This window comes from Streptomyces sp. NPDC003038 (assembly GCF_040611115.1).
In the GTDB taxonomy this organism is placed as follows: domain Bacteria; phylum Actinomycetota; class Actinomycetes; order Streptomycetales; family Streptomycetaceae; genus Streptomyces.
Genome location: NZ_JBEXNN010000001.1, coordinates 459,918 through 476,917, shown reverse-complemented (window position 1 = coordinate 476,917; position 17,000 = coordinate 459,918). Strand labels below are relative to the sequence as shown.

At 70.5% G+C, this 17,000-nt stretch carries 14 protein-coding genes; 6 read left to right on the top strand and 8 right to left on the bottom strand.

Going from position 1 to position 17,000, the window contains the following annotated elements:
• Positions 1 to 51: 51 nt before the first annotated feature.
• Complete coding sequence (locus ABZX75_RS02210; protein ID WP_355406835.1) at positions 52 to 282, top strand: ribbon-helix-helix domain-containing protein; 231 nt, start codon at positions 52 to 54, stop codon at positions 280 to 282.
• Positions 269 to 616 carry a type II toxin-antitoxin system PemK/MazF family toxin gene (locus tag ABZX75_RS02205; protein WP_355406833.1) on the top strand — a complete coding sequence of 116 codons (348 nt, stop codon included), beginning with the start codon at positions 269 to 271 and terminating at the stop codon, positions 614 to 616. Before ABZX75_RS02210 ends, ABZX75_RS02205 begins: the two co-directional genes overlap by 14 nt.
• A gap of 54 nt (positions 617 to 670) precedes the next feature.
• On the opposite strand, the gene ABZX75_RS02200 is transcribed toward ABZX75_RS02205, so the two are convergent.
• From ABZX75_RS02200 to ABZX75_RS02190, 3 genes are all read right to left on the bottom strand, one after another.
• On the bottom strand, positions 671 to 1,699 hold the full coding sequence (locus ABZX75_RS02200) for an aspartate-semialdehyde dehydrogenase (RefSeq protein ID WP_355406831.1): 1,029 nt from the start codon (positions 1,697 to 1,699) through the stop codon (positions 671 to 673).
• 159 nt (positions 1,700 to 1,858) lie between these two features.
• The gene (locus ABZX75_RS02195) at positions 1,859 to 5,182 is read right to left on the bottom strand and encodes a S8 family serine peptidase (RefSeq protein ID WP_355406829.1); all 3,324 of its coding nucleotides are present in this window, start codon (positions 5,180 to 5,182) and stop codon (positions 1,859 to 1,861) included.
• A gap of 273 nt (positions 5,183 to 5,455) precedes the next feature.
• The gene (locus ABZX75_RS02190; RefSeq protein WP_355406827.1) at positions 5,456 to 6,019 is read right to left on the bottom strand and encodes a CGNR zinc finger domain-containing protein; all 564 of its coding nucleotides are present in this window, start codon (positions 6,017 to 6,019) and stop codon (positions 5,456 to 5,458) included.
• Positions 6,020 to 6,154: 135 nt separating this feature from the next.
• Here ABZX75_RS02190 and ABZX75_RS02185 point away from each other — a divergent pair, with 135 nt between their 5' ends.
• Complete coding sequence (locus ABZX75_RS02185; protein ID WP_355406825.1) at positions 6,155 to 6,613, top strand: VOC family protein; 459 nt, start codon at positions 6,155 to 6,157, stop codon at positions 6,611 to 6,613.
• Positions 6,613 to 7,527, top strand: a complete 915-nt coding sequence (locus ABZX75_RS02180; RefSeq protein WP_355406823.1) for a pyridoxamine 5'-phosphate oxidase family protein — start codon at positions 6,613 to 6,615, stop codon at positions 7,525 to 7,527. The genes ABZX75_RS02185 and ABZX75_RS02180 overlap by 1 nt, the downstream gene beginning before the upstream one ends.
• Here ABZX75_RS02180 and ABZX75_RS02175 read toward each other — a convergent pair.
• Both ABZX75_RS02175 and pepN read right to left on the bottom strand, forming a co-directional pair.
• Complete coding sequence (locus tag ABZX75_RS02175; RefSeq protein WP_355406821.1) at positions 7,503 to 8,462, bottom strand: hypothetical protein; 960 nt, start codon at positions 8,460 to 8,462, stop codon at positions 7,503 to 7,505. The genes ABZX75_RS02180 and ABZX75_RS02175 overlap by 25 nt on opposite strands.
• A 283-nt stretch (positions 8,463 to 8,745) precedes the next feature.
• The gene (pepN, locus tag ABZX75_RS02170) at positions 8,746 to 11,304 is read right to left on the bottom strand and encodes an aminopeptidase N (RefSeq protein ID WP_355406819.1); all 2,559 of its coding nucleotides are present in this window, start codon (positions 11,302 to 11,304) and stop codon (positions 8,746 to 8,748) included.
• A 128-nt stretch (positions 11,305 to 11,432) separates the two neighbouring features.
• On the opposite strand from pepN, the gene ABZX75_RS02165 reads away from it, so the two are divergent.
• On the top strand, positions 11,433 to 12,080 hold the full coding sequence (locus ABZX75_RS02165; RefSeq protein ID WP_355406817.1) for a DsbA family protein: 648 nt from the start codon (positions 11,433 to 11,435) through the stop codon (positions 12,078 to 12,080).
• 121 nt (positions 12,081 to 12,201) lie between these two features.
• Here the strand turns inward: ABZX75_RS02165 and ABZX75_RS02160 are convergent, their stop codons facing one another.
• Together ABZX75_RS02160 and ABZX75_RS02155 are read right to left on the bottom strand one after the other, a co-directional pair.
• Complete coding sequence (locus ABZX75_RS02160) at positions 12,202 to 12,861, bottom strand: superoxide dismutase (protein ID WP_355406815.1); 660 nt, start codon at positions 12,859 to 12,861, stop codon at positions 12,202 to 12,204.
• Between the two features lie 173 nt (positions 12,862 to 13,034).
• Entirely contained in the window at positions 13,035 to 14,402 is a 1,368-nt protein-coding gene (locus tag ABZX75_RS02155) for an amino acid permease (RefSeq protein ID WP_355406813.1), read from the bottom strand.
• Between the two features lie 340 nt (positions 14,403 to 14,742).
• Between ABZX75_RS02155 and ABZX75_RS02150 the strand changes: the two genes are divergently transcribed.
• A complete protein-coding gene (locus ABZX75_RS02150) occupies positions 14,743 to 15,327 on the top strand; it encodes a biotin transporter BioY (protein ID WP_355406811.1) in 585 nt (194 codons plus the stop codon).
• 70 nt (positions 15,328 to 15,397) lie between these two features.
• Here the strand turns inward: ABZX75_RS02150 and ABZX75_RS02145 are convergent, their stop codons facing one another.
• Positions 15,398 to 16,831 (bottom strand): amino acid permease, encoded by a 1,434-nt coding sequence (locus tag ABZX75_RS02145; protein WP_355406809.1) that lies wholly within the window; start codon positions 16,829 to 16,831, stop codon positions 15,398 to 15,400.
• Positions 16,832 to 17,000 lie beyond the last annotated feature (169 nt).

Sequence of the window (17,000 nt, the reverse complement as noted above, 5' to 3'; positions counted from 1 at the left end):
CCACTCCCCGCTTTGGTGGCGCTACTTGTCCTACCTCGGTAGCATCAGGGTATGAAGATCAGTGTGAGCCTGCCGCAGGAGGATGTCACCTTCGTGGACGAGTACGCCGCGAGAACGGAGGCCGAGTCCCGGTCCGCGGTGATACACGCGGCAATCGACCTTCTGCGGGCCGCAGAGCTGGAGGCCGAGTACACCGAAGCCTTCGCCGAATGGGACGGGAGCGAGGACGCCAAGCTCTGGGACCGCACCTCGGGCGATGGGATCACCAATGAGGCGTGGTGACATCTACATGGTCGATCTGGAGCCGGCCCGCGGTAGCGAGGCGAGCAAGGTCAGACCGGCTGTGATCGTCTCCAGTAACCCGGCCAACGAATCGGTGTCCCGCAACGGCCGAGGTGTCGTCACGGTCGTACCGCTCACGTCGAACATCACGCGGGTCCTCACATTCCAGGTGTTCCTCCGTGGGGACGAAACGCGCCTGCCCAAGGACTCGAAGGTCCAGTGCGAGCAGGTCCGGTCGGTCGCACCCGAACGCATCCTGCAACGGGTCGGCGTGGTCCCCCGCCAGCGGATGGCGGAGATCGACGCGGCGCTCCGGCGCCACCTGGCGCTGTAGGCACACCAGAGGGGCGGCACCGTCGCGGTGCCGCCCCTCAGCCGTGCAACGGGATCAGCCGCGCAGCTCCTCGGCCACCAGCTCCGCGATCTGGACCGCGTTCAGGGCCGCGCCCTTGCGCAGGTTGTCGCTCGAGACGAACAGCGCGAGGCCGTTCTCCACCGTCTCGTCGGCGCGGATGCGGCCGACGTACGAGGCGTCCTTGCCGGCCGCCTGGAGCGGGGTCGGGATCTCCGAGATCTCGACGCCCGGGGCGTCCTTCAGCAGCTCGTACGCGCGCTCGACGCTGATCGGGCGGTCGAAGCTGGCGTTGACCTGGAGGGAGTGGCCGGAGAAGACCGGCACGCGCACGCAGGTGCCGGACACCTTGAGTTCCGGGATCTCCAGGATCTTGCGGGACTCGTTGCGGAGCTTCTGCTCCTCGTCGGTCTCGTGGGAGCCGTCGTCCACGAGGGAGCCGGCGAGCGGGAGGACGTTGAAGGCGATCGGACGCCGGTAGACGGCCGGCTCCGGGAACGCGACGGCCTCGCCGTCGTGGGCCAGCTCCGTGGCGCGCGCGGCGACGGCCTGGACCTGGCCGTCGAGCTCGGCGACACCGGCGACGCCGGAGCCGGACACGGCCTGGTAGGTGGTGGCGATCAGCGCGATGAGGCCGGCCTCGTCGTGCAGCGGGCGCAGCACCGGCATCGCGGCCATGGTGGTGCAGTTCGGGTTCGCGATGATGCCCTTGGGGCGGTTCTTGATCGCGTGCGGGTTGACCTCGGAGACGACGAGGGGGACCTCGGGGTCGCGGCGCCAGGCCGAGGAGTTGTCGATCACGACGGCGCCCTGCGAGGCGACCTTCTCGGCCAGCGCCTTGGAGGTGGCGCCGCCCGCGGAGAAGATCACGATGTCCAGGCCCGTGTAGTCGGCGGTGGACGCGTCCTCGACGGTGATCTCGCGGCCCCCCCATTCGAGGGTCGAGCCCGCGGAACGGGCCGAGGCGAACAGTCGCAGCTCGTCCACCGGGAACTTCCGCTCGGCGAGGATGCTGCGCATGACTCCGCCGACCTGTCCGGTGGCTCCGACGATTCCGACCCTCACGGTGACTCCCTCTGGTACGTACAGCTCGGTCAAGCCTGCTCCATCATGCGTGCGACCCCGGGCCGCTTGTCCAATCCATTGTCCGCAGTGCGGGACGGCAGCCCGGGAAGCCCGAAGGGGCGGCGCTCGTCAGAGCGCCGCCCCTCCGGTGTGCACGTCCTACGGGAGGACCTTGTCGATCTGCACGCTGCCGGTGCCGGCGGCGGTGCCGCGGGCGTTGAGCAGCTGGACCTGGCCGAAGAACTGCCGGCCCTCGGGGGCCGCGCCGCTGACCAGGACGTTCGCCGAGACCTGCGCGGTGGCGCCGGTGGCGAGGTTCACCGCGGCGGCCTCGTCGACCTGGACGGAGCCCAAGGCGGCCGAGAAGAACACGTCGCGGTAGTCGTAGGTGGTGGAGCCGGCCGGGACCGCGTAGCCGATCACCTTGACGGTGTAGGTGCCGGCGGCCGGCTTGACCAGGCTCACGGCCTCCTCGGAGTCGCCGTCGGCGGCGGAGCCGACCTTGACGCCGTCCTTGTAGACCTCCAGGTCGAGGTCGGCGGCGGTGTCGGAGACGTTGCCGATCGCGATGTCGAGCCGGGACGTGCCCTCGGCGATCGTGACCTCGCTGGTGTGGGTCTCACCGTTCGCGATGGTCGGCTTGGCGACCTTGGCGGAGCCGAGCGGCCCGCCCTGGAGCTTGCCACCGGTGATGGCCGCGGCGTCGTTCTTGACGCTCCACTGGACGGGCGCCGGGGTGCCCTGCTTCACCTCGGGCAGGACCTTGACCGCGGGGTCGAAGGCCGCGCCGAGCACGGAGACGTCCAGCTTGTACGGGTTGTCGAGCAGCGGCGACGTGCGGCGCGACTCGACCTCGATCTCCCAGACGCCCGGCTGCGGGTCGGGGTACGACCGGACGTCGGGGCGGCAGGTGTTGGCCGGGTTGTCGTAGTTCGGGTAGCAGTTCACCGTCGACGTGGGGTCGACGGGGACGCCGTACGGGTGGATCGCGACGAAGCGCGTCTGGCTGCCCGCCGCGAGACCGCCGAGGGCGACCTCAAGGGTCTTGGCGCCCTGCGGGACCGTCACGAAGTAGGACGTGTGGGTGTTGCGCTGCACGGAGGAGGTCTGCGACAGCGTGAAGGACGGCGACGCCAGCGGGGCCGCCGCGACGACCGTCGTCAGGATCTGCTTGTCGATGCCCTCGGTGGTCTCGTCGTCCAGCTGCAGGATGCCGCTGTGGACGCCGGCCGTCTTGGCGTTGGCCTCGACCTTGATGGTGACGGGCTTGTTCAGCGGCAGGGTGACGTAGTCGTAGCCGCCGACGACCTTGAAGGTGCCGTCGTTGTTGCGCCAGCTCAGGTCGTGCCGGGTGCCGTACTTGACGCCCGTCGTGCGGGTGACGACGACGTTGTAGACCTTCTTCTGGCCGACCTTGAGGCCGCCCTCTCGGTCGTACAGGCCGGTGCCGAAGCCCGGGGTCTTCAGGAACTGGTCGATCGCCGTGTCGACCGGGGCCTTGACGGTGAACTCGTTGGCCTTCGCGTCGCGCTGGATGGACTCCCACGCGCCGACGACGTCGATCAGACCCGAGCCCTGGGCGTGCGCCGGGACGTCTGCGTTCTTCTTCGCGGTGCTGGTGAGCGCGATCCGCAGGGCGGCCGGGGTCAGCTTGATGTTCTGCTGCTTCGCGGCCGAGATCAGCAGGGCGCTGGCGCCCGCCGCCTGCGGGGAGGACATCGAGGTGCCCTGGAGCATGCCGTAACCGGCCGGCAGGTTGTAGCCGGCCTCCTTCACGGGCTGACCGGGCAGCCAGGTCTGGATGGTGTTGATGGCGGCGCCGGGAGCGGTGATGGTCGGCGTGAAGCCGCCGTCCTCACGCGGACCGCGCGAGGAGAACGGGAACATGTTGTACTTCGTGGCCACGCCGGAGCCGTAGTTGGCGGCCCAGGTCTCCTTGGAGACCGCCGCGCCCACGGAGATGACCTTGTCCGCGAGGGACGGGTCGCCGATGGTGTTGATGCCCGGGCCCGAGTTGCCGGCCGAGATGACCAGCTGGACGCCGTAGGTGTCGATGAGGTTCTTGTAGAGCTCGGCGCGCGCGTTGTTGCCGTCGTTCAGGGCCGGCAGACCGCCGATGGACATGTTGACGATGTCCACGCCCCGGTTGACGACGAGGTCGATAATGCCCTCGGTCAGCGCGATGTTGGTGCAGCCGCCGGACCAGGAGCAGGCGCGCGAGGAGACGATCTTCGCGCCGGGCGCCTCGCCGTTCATCTTGCCGCCGAAGAGGCTGTGGGCGGCGGTGATGCCGGCGACGTGCGTGCCGTGCTCGGACTCGATGATGCCGACGTTGACGAAGTCGGCCTTCTTGCCGATCCAGTCACCGCCCAGCGGGTCCATCGGGACGTCCTTGCGGATCTCGATCACGAACGGGATGCGCTCGGCGACCTCGGTCCCCGGGTTGTCCGTGCCGAAGTAGCCGATCTGGTAGCCGTCCTTGTACGGCCTCATCGGCTCGTTGTTCGTGAAGTCACCGTCTTGGTCGGTGTCGACGCGGACGGTGCCGGCCGCGGCGTCGTAGAGCATGCCGAACCGGTCGGTGGTGTCCCCGTCGCGGTTGACGTCGCCCTTCATGTCGCCGTTGGCGGTGATCGACTCGCTGAAGCGGCTCCACTGGAAGCTGCCCTCGGGGGCCTTCCAGCTCTGGCCGCCCGCGGTGAACGTGCCGCCGGCCGCGGTGACCGGGGTGATCTGGGCGCGCCAGGTGCCGTCGCCGTCGGTGATCGGGTCGGTCGCCGTGACCCAGTCGACGATCTTGCGCTCGCCGGTGGTGGTCTTCTGGAGGGCCGGGTGGCCGAGGTCGACGCCCGAGTCCATGATGCCGATGGTCACACCGCGGCCGTCGGCCTGCGGGTTGCTCTCGACGAAGTCCACCGCGCCGGTCTCGAAGGACGGGTTGTACGGGTTCTTCGCCGGGGTGTTCTTGTCCGGCGCCGGGTAGGTCTCGGTCGCGGTCTTCTCGACCTTGCCCGACGAGCGGTCGGCGTCGGGGCGCGGGTCCGGCCGCTGGATCTCGTGCCGCAGGTCGATGCCGTGCACGGAGGACAGCTTGGCGGCCGCCTTCAGCGCGGCCTCCGCCTTGTCGGTGGGCAGGGTGGCGCGTACATATCCGAGCTTGTCGTACGTCTGGCCCACCGAGGCGCCGTGGACGGCGTCGAGCTGCTGGGCCACCTGCCCGGTCTGGCCGGGGGCGGTCGCGACCATGACGGTGACGGTCGCGTCACCCTTGGCCTTGGCCTCCTGGAGCAGTTCGGCGTCGGCCGAACCGAGCTTCCGCTCGGCGGACTTGACCGCCGGGTTGGTGCCCGGGCTGTCTGCGGCGGTCGCCGCGAAGACGGGCACGGCGCCGGTGGCCGCGAGGGCGGCGACCAGACCTGCCGCTGCCGCGACGCGAGCGACGCGTCTGGCCCCGGGTATGGAGCTGGGGGATTCGAGGGTCATCAGCATCCCTGGTAAGTGAAAGAAACGGTCCGGATTTCGGTGCCGGATGACCGGTCAGCCTGTCGTAAGTGACAGCTGTTTGGGGAGGGTTGTCATTGACCGAGACCTGACATGGCGGACACCCGCCAGCGCGGCATATACGCCAGCACGCTGATACCGGGGCAGGCCGGGGCGAATTCCTGGGTCTGGAGAGCTGATTCGTAGACTTCACGGCCCCATGTCACGGGCGGGCCGTGGATCCGCCCTCGGGCGGGTGTGACAGGTTTCGCGCGTTCAGCGCTCGCGCGTGCGCGCGTAGTGGCGGGAAGCCTTCGCCCGGTTTCCGCAGGCGGCCATCGAGCACCAGCGCCGGGCGCCGTTGCGCGAGACGTCGTAGAAGTGCAGGACACAGCTCTCGGAAGCGCAGCCGCGGATCCGGTCGGGCCCGGCGGCCAGCAGTTCGAGGTAGTCGCGGGCAGCGATCCAGGCGGGTCCCCAGGCCGGGTCGGCGAACTCGGCCCGCTCGCCGGGGCCTTCGGCGGTCAGCGTGGCGCGGATGCGGCCGTGTTCCAGGACGGCGTCGACCAGGGCGCGCGCGCTCTCGTCGGCCGGGTCCGCCACCGCGCGGGCCAGCGCCTCGCGCGCGGTCAGCAGGTGGACGAGCGTGGGGGCGTCTGCGCGGAAGCGGTCGGCGAGGCCGGTGCTCTCCAGCCAGACCGCGAGTCCCTCGACCCGGGTCAGCCCGGCGGCTCCCGCGAACAGGTCCACCGGCTCGCCGTCCATGATCCAGCGGGTGTTCAGCAGGTCGAGGGCGACCGGTTCGCCGATCAGGGGCCGTGGATCCGCCTGTGCCGCCATGTCCCCGCTCCTCCTTGCGCGCTCGCTAACCCATGAAGCGTACGTGACCGGTTGACGCATGGATCTCTAACCCTTAACTTAATTTTAGAAGGTTAGACCACCTCGCCCGAGGGGCTCTTCGAAAGGGGGGCAGCCATGACGGCTGTCATCAGCAAGCTGCGCACCGGCCACGTGGGGCTCAATGTCACGGACCTCTCCCGCTCGCTCGCCTTCTACCGGGACGCCCTCGGCTTCCAGGTGCTCGGCGAGGGCAAGGAAGAGGACCGCCGCTTCGCCTTCCTCGGCCAGGACGGCGAGCTCGTCCTCACCCTCTGGCAGCAGGCCGACGGCGCGTACGCACCGGCCGCGGCCGGACTGCACCACCTCGCGCTGTCCGCCGGCGCGATCGAGGAGGTACGGGAGTACGAGGCGCGGCTGAGCGCCCTGGGCGTCGAGTTCGCGTACGAGGGCGTGGTCGCCCACGGCGAGGGCGCGGCCTCCGGCGGCATCTTCTTCCACGACCCCGACGGGACCCGCCTGGAGATCTCCGTCCCCACCGGCGCCGAGGGTGCAGATGCCCCCACCACGGGGGCTCCCACCTGCGGGTTCTTCTAATGAGCGACGCTTACCACGAGGGCTCGCTCGCCGTGCAGGACCGGGTCGGCGTACGTGAGCTCGCCGCGCACGTCGGCCGCTCGATCGGCACGGGCATCCGGGACGTCGCCGCTGCCTTCCTGGAACTCCAGCCCCACCTGGTCGTCGGCGCGGCCGACGGTACGGGCCGGATGTGGGCCTCCCTGCTCACCGGCGCCCCCGGTTTCGTACGGGCCACCGGGCCGGACCGGATCACGGTCGCGGGCGGGCTGCCGGCCGGGGACCCGCTCGCGCAGGCCCTGGCCACCGCGGGGACCAGGGTCGGGACCATCGCCCTCGACCCGCGCACCCGGCGCCGGATGCGGCTGAACGGGACGACCGAGGTGACCGGGCGCGGGTTCGCGGTCCGGGCCGAGCAGGTCTTCTCCAACTGCCCGAAGTACATGCAGAAGCGGCAGCCGCTGGAGGTGGCCGCCGAAGGGGCCGGCGTGGTGGGCCGCGGGGATACGCTCACCCCCGGCATGCGGCGGGCCGTCCGCGCCGCCGACACCTTCTTCGTCGCCACCACCGCGGCGGACGGGGCCGATGTCAGCCATCGGGGCGGGCTGCCGGGGTTCGTGGAGGTGCTCTCGCCCGTGGAGCTGGCCTGGCCGGACTACGCGGGCAACGCCATGTTCCTGACGCTGGGGAACCTGGCCGCCGACCCCCGGGCCGCACTGCTGTTCCCGGACTGGGAGAGCGGCGCGGTGCTCCAGCTCAGCGGCCGCGCCCGGACCGAATTCGGGGCCGACGCGAGCCGCACCATCCGGTTCCGTGTGGAGTCGGTCGTGGAGAGCCTGCACCCGGGGCGGCTGCGCTGGAGCGCCCCGGAGTACTCGCCGGCCCATCCGGCACCGCCGTCGCCGCCACCTCACCGGGGGAGTACGACGAGGTAGGCGGCGGGCTCGCGGTCGCCGGACGCCGTGAGGGCGGTCCGGACGACCGCGGCCTGCTGCTCGGGCCAGTCGCGCAGCTTGCGCGGGGTGATGTGGATGACCGTCACCCCGAGCCGCTCCAGCGTCTCCCGCTTGCGGGCGGCCTCCGACCACTGCTCGTCCTCGCCCTGGCGCGGGGCGCGGGTGTCGATCTCGACGGCGACGGCGTGCTCGGGCCAGTAGGCGTCGACCCCGCCGAGGTGCGGGCCGCCGGGCAGCCGCAGATCCACGTTCCAGACGGGCTCGGTCAGCTCGTAGCCCCGTACGAGGTGATAGAGCCGGTCCTCGGCGATGGCCCGGCCCTCCGCGAGGAGCGACTCGACGGCATCGACGACATGCGGCCGGTTCAGCAGCCGTGCCACCGTCAACTCCCGCACCACGGCAGTCGGTTCACAGTGCCCGCCGCGCACGGCCTCGCTGAGCAGACGGCGTACGGTACCGGCGTCGGAGAGCTGGGCGACGGCGTCGGCGACGGCCCGGGCGACCGGCGCGACCGGCAGCCCGGTCACCTCCTGCGGCCGGGGCAGTGCCTGCGACCGGACGATCCGCACGTCCCCGGTGGACCGCAGCCGCCGGGTGCCGGGCACCAGCACGTCGATGTGCGAGAGGGCGAGCAGCGCGGGCGCGGACCCGAACCGGTACAGCGCGAGCGCCGCCAGCCCGGTGATCATCGCCTCGCCCCCGCCGCGACTCGCGTACAGCAGTGCGGCGTGCAGGCGCTCCTCGCTGGTCGCGGGACCGGAGTGGAGCAGGAACACCCCCGGCAGGATCTGCTGCCAGGGCCGCTCGGCGGCATCGGAGGCGGTGATGCCGTGCTCGCGCAGCTGGGCGAGGGTCAGCACGCGGGGGCGGCTGCCGGTGAGGTGGGCGAGGGGGAGGGGTGTGTTGTGGTTCATGACGCGGAGATTCCCTCAGGCCATGGCCTTGCTAACCACTGTTACACGCCTGTCGGCAAACCGGGACAAGCCGGGGCTAAAGTACGGGCGTTCGATGACCGATACGGTGCGGCGCTGACGTTCGAGAACCGGGGCTCTCCCACCGCACACACCGACGGGGTGGATCACCCTGCGGGCGATCCACCCCGTCGGGCGGACGGCATCCGCCAGATCCAGCCTCGCCGGCGTGTGAGGCACGGGGGCCCGAGGGGGCCGGAGCCCCCCCGGGCAGCGAAGCCGCAGGCTAGCTGCCCGCCGCCGCGTCGCAGCGCTGCGCGCGAACGGCGCGGGCCAGGTCGTCGCGGGCCTCGAGGACGAGGCGGCGCAGGGCCGGCGCGGCCGAGGCGTGGGCCGCGAGCCATGCGTCCGTGGCCGCCAGCGTGGCGGGACCGTCCTGGAGCGAGGGGTACAGCCCCTTCACCACGTCCATCCCGATCTGGATCGAGCGGTCCGCCCAGACCCGCTCGATCACCTCGAAGTAGCGCCCCGCGTAAGCCGCCAGCAGTCCCCGCTGCGAAGGCTGCTGCATGCCCGCGATCGTCGCCTCCACCAGCGCGTTGGACAGCGCGTCCGACTCGACCACAGCCGCCCACGCCTGGTCCTTCACCGCCTGCGACGGCCGCGCCGCCATGCACCGCACGTGGTGCCGCTTGCCCGACGCCGTGTCGTCGCGCGCCAGTTCGGCGGCCAGTACGCCCTCGTCCACCGCCCCGTGCGCGGCCAGCGGCAGCAGGAAGTCCCAGCGCAGCTCCTGGTCCACCTCCAGCCCGTCGATCCGCGCCGAACCCTCCAGCAGCCCCAGCAGCAGCTGGAAGTCCCCCTCCGTCGCCGCGCTCGCCGCGAAGAAGCGGGCCCACGTCAGCTGGTGCTCCGACCCCGGGTCGGCCAGCCGCAGCTCGTGCAGCGAGCCCGCCGCCAGCTCCCGGCCGCCCTGCTCGCGCCAGTCCGGCGCCGCGTAGTGGGTGACCGCGCCGAGCGCCTGCGCGTGCAGCATCTGCAGGACGCCGACGTCCGTCTCCCGGCCCGCGTGGGCCAGTACCAGCGAGATGAAGTCGCGCGCCGGCATCAGGCCGTCCCGCGTGAGGTTCCACAGCGCCGACCAGCTCAGTGCCCGGGCCAGCGGGTCGGTCAGGTCGCCCAGGTGCGCCCGCAGGGTGGCCAGTGAGCCCTCGTCGAAGCGGATCTTGCAGTAGGTGAGGTCCTCGTCGTTGACCAGGACCAGGTCGGGCCGTTCCAGGCCGGCGAGCTCCGCGACCACGGTCCGTACGCCCGCCACGTCCGCCCCGGCCCGCGCGTAGCGGAGCAGGGAGCCGTCGGGCTCCAGCCGGTAGAGGCCGACCGCGACCCGGTGCGGGCGGAGCTCCTCACCCTCCTGCACCACCGCCAGCTCGGTCACGCGTCCGCCCGCGTCGCAGGTCACCACAGGGGTCAGCACGTTCACGCCCGCGGTCTGGAGCCAGGCCCGCGACCATTCGGCCATGTCCCGCCCGGAGACCTCCGCGAGCACCGACAGCAGGTCGTCGAGCGTGGTGTTCCCGTACGCGTTGGCCTTGAAGTAGTGGCGTGCGCCCTCCAGGAACGCGTCCCGCCCCACATAGGCGACCAGCTGCTTGAGGACGGCCGCGCCCTTGGCGTAAGTGATGCCGTCGAAGTTCAGCTTCGCGTCCTCCAGGTCACGGATGTCGGCCGTGATCGGGTGGGTGGAGGGCAGCTGGTCGGCCCGGTAGGCCCACGCCTTGCGGCTGTTGGCGAAGGTGACCCAGGCCTGGTCGAAGCGGGTGGCCTCCACCAGCCCGAAGGAGCCCATGAAGTCCGCGAAGGACTCCTTCAGCCACAGGTCGTCCCACCACTTCATGGTGACCAGGTCGCCGAACCACATGTGCGCCATCTCGTGCAGGATCACGTTCGAGCGCCGCTCGTACGAGGCCTGCGTGACCTTCCCGCGGAAGATGTACTCCTCGCGGAAGGTCACCATCCCCGGATTCTCCATCGCGCCCAGGTTGTACTCCGGCACGAAGGCCTGGTCGTACTTGCCGAAGGGGTACGGGTAGTCGAAGAGTTCGTGGAAGAGGTCGAAGCCCTGCTTGGTGACGAGGAAGACGTCGTCCGCGTCGAAGTACTTCGCGAGCCCCTTGCGGCACATGGCGCCCAGCGGGATCGTCAGGTCCCCGCGCGTGTAGGAGTCCGTCACGTAGTGGTAGGGACCCGCCACCACGCACGTGATGTACGTCGAGATCGGCGCGGTCTCGGCGAACCGCCAGACTCCGGCCTCCCGCGATTCCTCCGCGCCGTTGCTCCACACCTGCCAGCCCTCGGGCGCGCTCACCTCGAAGCGGTACGGCGCCTTCAGGTCCGGCTGCTCGAAGTTCGCGTACACCCGCCGGGCGTCCGCCGGCTCGTACTGGGTGTAGAGGTAGACCTCGCCGTCCTCCGGATCCACGAAGCGGTGCAGGCCCTCGCCGGTGCGGCTGTACGCGCAGTTCGCGTCCACCACCAGGACGTTCTCGGCGGCCAGCCCGTCCAGGGCGATCCGCGCCCCGTCGAAGACGGCGGCCGGGTCCAGGGAGCGCCCGTTCAGGGTGACGGCGTTCACCGAAGGGGCGATCAGATCCGCGAACGTGGCCGCCCCGGGAATCGCGGCCCGGAAGCGGATCGTCGTCACCGAGCGGAAGGTCCGGGGACCCTCGGCCGGCTCGGCCTCCTCCACTGCCGACCTGACGTCGAGGACCACCTCGTACCCGTCGACGGACAGCAGCTCGGCCCGCCCTCGGGCCTCTTCGCGGGACAGATTCTCTCCGGGCACGTGCACTCCTTCGTGCGTGATCGCGGTCTTCTGACGAATCCTCCCACGGGGGGAATGCGCGCGGGTCCGGCCTGGTTGGCGTCGGAGAACGTGGCCCAGTGATGCTTTTTTCTGACTTGAGGAGAGACATGACCGACACCCAGGTGCGCGAGAAGACCCCGGTCGACTTCTGGTTCGACCCGCTCTGCCCCTGGGCCTGGATGACGTCCCGCTGGATGCTGGAGGTCGAGAAGGTCCGTGACGTCGAGGTCCGCTGGCACGTGATGAGCCTGGCCGTGCTCAACGAGAACAAGCTCGACGAGCTGCCCGAGGTCTACCGCGACCTGCTCGGCCCCAAGGGGTGGGCCCCGGTGCGCGTGGTGACGGCGGCCCAGCAGAAGCACGGTGAGGAGATCACCGGCAAGCTGTACACCGCGCTCGGCACCCGCATCCACAACGACGGCCACGGCCCGACCCGCGAGGTCATCGCCGCCGCGCTGGAGGAGGTCGGCCTGCCGGCCGAGCTGCTCGCGTACGCCGACTCCGACGAGTACGACGAGGTGCTGCGCGAGTCCCACAACAACGGCATCGACCGGGTCGGCCAGGAGGTCGGCACCCCCGTGATCTCCGTGCCCGGCGCCGACGGCGACGAGGTGGCCTTCTTCGGGCCGGTCGTCACCCCCACCCCGCGCGGCGAAGCCGCCGCCCGCCTGTGGGACGGCACCCTGCTGGTCGCTTCGACCCCGGGGTTCTACGAGATCAAGCGGACCCGCGACAAGGGCCCGTCCTTCGAGTAGTCCGGCACCGCGCAGACGGAAGACCCCCGTGAGTCACGTCCTCACGGGGGTCTTCCGGTGAACACGCCCGCACGCGAAGGCTGAGAAGACGATCACGGGGCGGACGGGCCGGTGGTGCCGATCAGGCCTTGGCGGCCGGGATCAGCAGGGGGGTGTTCGCCTTGGCGTCGGCGTAGCGCTTGGCCACGTCCTGCCAGTTGACGACGTTCCACATCGCCTCGATGAAGTCCACCTTCTGGTTCTTGTACTGCAAGTAGAAGGCGTGCTCCCAGGCGTCGAAGACCAGGATCGGCACGGACGCCTGGCCCACGTTGCCCTGGTGGTCGTAGACCTGCTCGACGATCAGGCGGCCGCTGATGGGCTCGTAGGCCAGGACGCCCCAACCGGAGCCCTGCGTCGCGGAGGCGGCGAAGGTGAGCTGCTTCTTGAAGGCGGCGAAGGAGCCGAAGGATTCGGTGAGCGCGGCCGGGAGGTCGCCGAGGCCGTCCTTCTCGTCCGGGATGCCGCCGCCGTCGCCGGTCTTCGGGCTGGCCATGTTGTGCCAGTAGATGCTGTGCAGGATGTGGCCGGAGAGGTGGAACGCGAGGTTCTTCTCCAGGCCGTTGAGGGCGCCCCAGTTCTCCTTGTCGCGCGCCTCCTCCAGCTGCTCCAGCGTGGTGTTGGCGCCCGCGACGTAGGCCGCGTGGTGCTTGTCGTGGTGGAGCTCGATGATCTGCGGGTTGATCACCGGCTCCAGCGCCGCGTAGTCGTACGGAAGTTCGGGAAGCGTGTAGATGGCCATGCGTGTATCCGGTCCCCTCGGCGTGCCAACTGCTTATTGCAATTAATGCGCAACTGCACGCTAGCAGCATCTATTCCGGGTCACACGTAAGGGTCACCTCTGTCCGGAGGACGTACGGAGAAAACGAAGCCCGGGCCCGCCGTAGCGGGCCCGGGGAGGGGTCAGGGGAGGGGTCAGGGGCGCCGGGCCCGGAGCTCCCGCACCCCGGCCACCGCCAGGACCGCGGCCGCCGCGCCCGTCGACCACAGCAGCTGCGACCGGGCCGCGTCGTCGAACAGCATCAGCACCAGCACCACCGCCATGCCCAGCAGCGCCACCCACGTCAGGTACGGGAAGCACCACATCCGCAGCGTCAGCCTCTCCGGCGTCTCCCGCTCGATCCGGCCGCGCAGCTTCAGCTGCGAGACCGCGATCAGCGCCCACACGAACAGCAGTACCGCGCCGACCGCGTTGAGCATGTAGAGGAAGACCGTGTCCGGCCACAGCAGGTTCAGCACCACCGACACGAAGCCGAAGGCCACCGACGCGAACACCGCCCGGCGCGGCACTCCGCCCGGCGACACCGCGAGCAGCGCCTTCGGCGCCTCGCCCCGCTCGGCCAGCGAGAACACCATGCGGGAGGACCCGTACAGGTTGGCGTTGAGCGCCGACAGCAGGGCCACGAAGACCACGATGTTCATGATCTGGCCGGCCGCCGGGATGCCGATCGAGTCCAGGACCGCGACGTAGGGGCTCTCGCCCGGCTCCATCGAGTCCCACGGCAGCAGGGTCACGATGACCAGCATCGAGCCGACGTAGAAGAAGAGGATGCGCCACACGGCGCTGCGCACCGCGCGGGCCACCGACCGGGCCGGGTCGTCCGACTCGGCGGCCGCGATCGTGACGACCTCCAGGCCGCCGAAGGCGAAGACCACGGCCAGCATGCCGGCGATCACCCCGCCCACGCCGTTGGGGGCGAAACCGCCCTGGCCGGTCAGGTTGGCCATGCCGACGGGCTCGGTGTCGGGGAGGAGGCCGAAGATCGCGAGGGTGGCGAGGATCAGGAAGAGCACGATCGCGCCGACCTTGAGGGCCGCGAACCAGAACTCGAACTCGCCGAAGTTCCGCACGGCCGCCAGGTTGCTCACGGTGAAGACCACCATGAAGATCAGCACCCACAGCCACTGGTCGACCGCGGGGACCCAGCCGTTCGCGATCTTTGCCGCGCCGGTCGCCTCCACGGCGAGCACCACGACCAGCAGGAACCAGTACAGCCATCCGACGGAGAAGCCGGCCCAGCGCCCGAGCGCCCGCTCCGCGTGCACGGAGAACGAGCCGGAGGCGGGCATCGCGGCCGACATCTCGCCGAGCATCCGCATCACGAGCATCGCGAGGACGCCGGCGAGCAGGTACGAGTAGACGATCGCGGGACCGGCGAGGGTGATGCCGGCTCCGGAGCCGACGAAGAGCCCGGCGCCGATCACACCGCCGAGGCCCAGCATGGTCAGGTGGCGCTGCTTGAGCCCGTGGCTCAGGGGTTCCGCGGGGAGATCGGCCGTCATGGGAGGTGCTTCGGGCAGGCGGTCGCGCATGAGGGGTGCTCGTACTCTCGTTCGGCCGGGCGGCGGTGAGGGCTCCGCAGGTCGGATTGGCGGGACCCTACAGTCTCACCGAGCGGCGGCCTCGCGTGCAAAAAGGACGCGCTATCGGATCTTCCACGTGACACGGATCACGTCAACTCAGGTGTGGACCGCACTCTTTGTACGGTCTCCACCAAACCGGGGAGTACGGCTTTGTTCCGGGTGGCGGTGGGGCGGTGACGGGCCGCGGACTAACGTCACGGTGTCCCCGGCCGGTTCCCCGGCGCGGACCGCCCTGTCCCCACCACCTCGCGGAGCCCCGATGAGCACTGCTTCCGTCTCCTTCCGGCCCGGTACCGTCCTCGCCGACCTGCTGCCCGCGAGCCGCGTCCGCGACATCGCGCTCGTCGCCGGCGGAGCCGCCCTCACCGGCCTGGCCGCGCAGATCGCCGTGCCCGTCCCCGGCTCCCCGGTCCCGGTCACCGGCCAGACCTTCGCGGCGCTGCTGGTGGGCACCGCCTTCGGCGCCCGCCGGGGCTTCCTCGCGCTGGCCCTGTACGCCCTCGTCGGCATGGCCGGCGTGCCGTGGTTCGCGAACGGCACCTCCGGAGCGGGCGGCGCCTCCTTCGGCTACGTGCTCGGCATGCTGCTCGCCGCCACCCTCGTCGGCGCCCTCGCACGGCGGGGCGCCGACCGCTCGGTCCTGCGTACGGCGGGCACGATGGTGCTCGGCTCCGCCGTCATCTACGCCGTCGGCGTCCCCTACCTCATGGCCGCCACCGGGATGTCCCTGAGCGCCGCCGTCGCGGCGGGCCTGACCCCGTTCCTGATCGGCGACGCGCTCAAGGCCGCCCTGGCCATGGGGGCGCTGCCGGCCGCCTGGAAGCTGGCGGGCCGCCGCGGCTGACGCTCAGCCCTGTACAGCAGCCCCGGACCGCGAGCGGCGGTCCGGGGCTGCTGCGTTCTTACGGAGGCGGCTACGCGCGGGCCGCGGCCTTGCGACGGAAGTCGCGCGCCACGCCGATGGCCAGCACCACGGCCGCCACCAGCAGCGACAGCAGCACGACCTGGCGGTTGGCGTCGTCGTAGAGCATGTAGCCCAGGACGAAGACGATCATCGCGGCGGTGGCCCAGGTCAGGTACGGGAAGAGCCACATCTTCACGGTCAGCTTCTCCGGCGCCTCGCGCAGCAGGATTCCGCGCATCCGCAGCTGGGTCAGGCAGATGACCAGCCACACGAAGAGCGCGACCGCGCCCGAGGAGTTCAGCAGGAAGTTGAAGACCGTGTCCTTGAAGGCGTAGTTGAAGTAGACGGCGGCGAAGCCGAAGACCACGGAGCCCAGGATGGCGGCGGTCGGCACACCCTTCTTGTTGACCTTGGCGAAGGACTTCGGGGCGTCACCGCGCTCACCCAGCGAGAACGCCATGCGCGATGCGGTGTACAGGCCCGAGTTCAGGCAGGACAGCACGGCCGTCAGGACGATCACGTTCATGATCTGGCCCGCGTGCGCGATGCCGATCGAGTCCAGGGCGGCGACGTACGAGCCCTTCTCGACGATCGACTCGTCGTTCCACGGCAGCAGCGTGAGGACGATGAAGATGGAGCCCAGGTAGAAGACGCCGATGCGCCAGATCACCGAGTTGGTGGCCTTGGTGACGGCGCGGCGCGGGTCCTCGGACTCGCCGGCGGCCAGGGTGACGATCTCGCTGCCCATGAAGGAGAAGACGACCATCAGCACACCGGTGAGGATGGCGCCCGCGCCGTTCGGCATGAAGCCGCCCGTGTCGGTGAGGTGGGCGAAACCGGCGCCCGGGTTGTCGGAGCCCGGCAGCACTCCGAAGACGGCCAGCAGGCCGATGACCACGAAGGAGCCGATCGCGACGACCTTGATGCCCGCGAACCAGAACTCGAACTCGCCGTAGGAGGAGACGGAGGCGAGGTTCGTGACGGTCAGCACGACCATGACGATCAGGGCCCAGGCCCACTGCGGGACGGCCGGGACCCAGCCTTCGAGGATGACGGCGCCGGCGGTGGCCTCGACGGCCAGTACGACGACCCAGAAGAACCAGTACAGCCAGCCGATGGAGAAGCCGGCCCAGCGGCCCAGCGCCCGGTCGGCGTATGCGGAGAAGGAGCCGGAGTTCGGGCTGGCGGCGGCCATCTCGCCCAGCATCCGCATGACGAAGACCACCATCGCGCCGACCAGCGCGTAGGAGACCAGGATGGCGGGGCCGGCCTTGGCGATACCGCCGCTGGAGCCGACGAAGAGTCCGGCGCCGATGACACCGCCGATGGCGATCATGGACAGATGGCGGTTCTTGAGACCGGCCTTCAGACCGTCGGAGGGCTGAACGCCACCGGGATCACCGGAGGAGTCGCCTGGCTTCTGAAGGGTCGTCGTGGAGCTCATGGACGGATCCTTAGGTTCTCGGGTTGCGAGCCCGGGCATTCAAACCTGAGATGAACGCAGGACGGAAGTCCTCGATCCGGATCGTTGCCGGGGCGCGAACGGCCGGGAGCGCGGCTCCACCGTGTCCCATCTGCGTCCTTTGGGTTTACTTGAGCTTGAGAAGTGATGT

What these genes read in the sequence shown, in the direction of transcription:
- ABZX75_RS02210 (WP_355406835.1), top strand. Translation starts at nt 52, where the DNA reads ATGAAGATCAGTGTGAGCCTGCCGCAGGAGGATGTCACCTTCGTGGAC.
- ABZX75_RS02205 (WP_355406833.1), top strand. Translation starts at nt 269, where the DNA reads ATGAGGCGTGGTGACATCTACATGGTCGATCTGGAGCCGGCCCGCGGT.
- ABZX75_RS02195 (WP_355406829.1), bottom strand. Translation starts at nt 5,182, where the DNA reads ATGACCCTCGAATCCCCCAGCTCCATACCCGGGGCCAGACGCGTCGCT.
- ABZX75_RS02190 (WP_355406827.1), bottom strand. Translation starts at nt 6,019, where the DNA reads ATGGCGGCACAGGCGGATCCACGGCCCCTGATCGGCGAACCGGTCGCC.
- ABZX75_RS02185 (WP_355406825.1), top strand. Translation starts at nt 6,155, where the DNA reads ATGACGGCTGTCATCAGCAAGCTGCGCACCGGCCACGTGGGGCTCAAT.
- ABZX75_RS02180 (WP_355406823.1), top strand. Translation starts at nt 6,613, where the DNA reads ATGAGCGACGCTTACCACGAGGGCTCGCTCGCCGTGCAGGACCGGGTC.
- ABZX75_RS02175 (WP_355406821.1), bottom strand. Translation starts at nt 8,462, where the DNA reads ATGAACCACAACACACCCCTCCCCCTCGCCCACCTCACCGGCAGCCGC.
- ABZX75_RS02165 (WP_355406817.1), top strand. Translation starts at nt 11,433, where the DNA reads ATGACCGACACCCAGGTGCGCGAGAAGACCCCGGTCGACTTCTGGTTC.
- ABZX75_RS02160 (WP_355406815.1), bottom strand. Translation starts at nt 12,861, where the DNA reads ATGGCCATCTACACGCTTCCCGAACTTCCGTACGACTACGCGGCGCTG.
- ABZX75_RS02155 (WP_355406813.1), bottom strand. Translation starts at nt 14,402, where the DNA reads ATGACGGCCGATCTCCCCGCGGAACCCCTGAGCCACGGGCTCAAGCAG.
- ABZX75_RS02150 (WP_355406811.1), top strand. Translation starts at nt 14,743, where the DNA reads ATGAGCACTGCTTCCGTCTCCTTCCGGCCCGGTACCGTCCTCGCCGAC.
- ABZX75_RS02145 (WP_355406809.1), bottom strand. Translation starts at nt 16,831, where the DNA reads ATGAGCTCCACGACGACCCTTCAGAAGCCAGGCGACTCCTCCGGTGAT.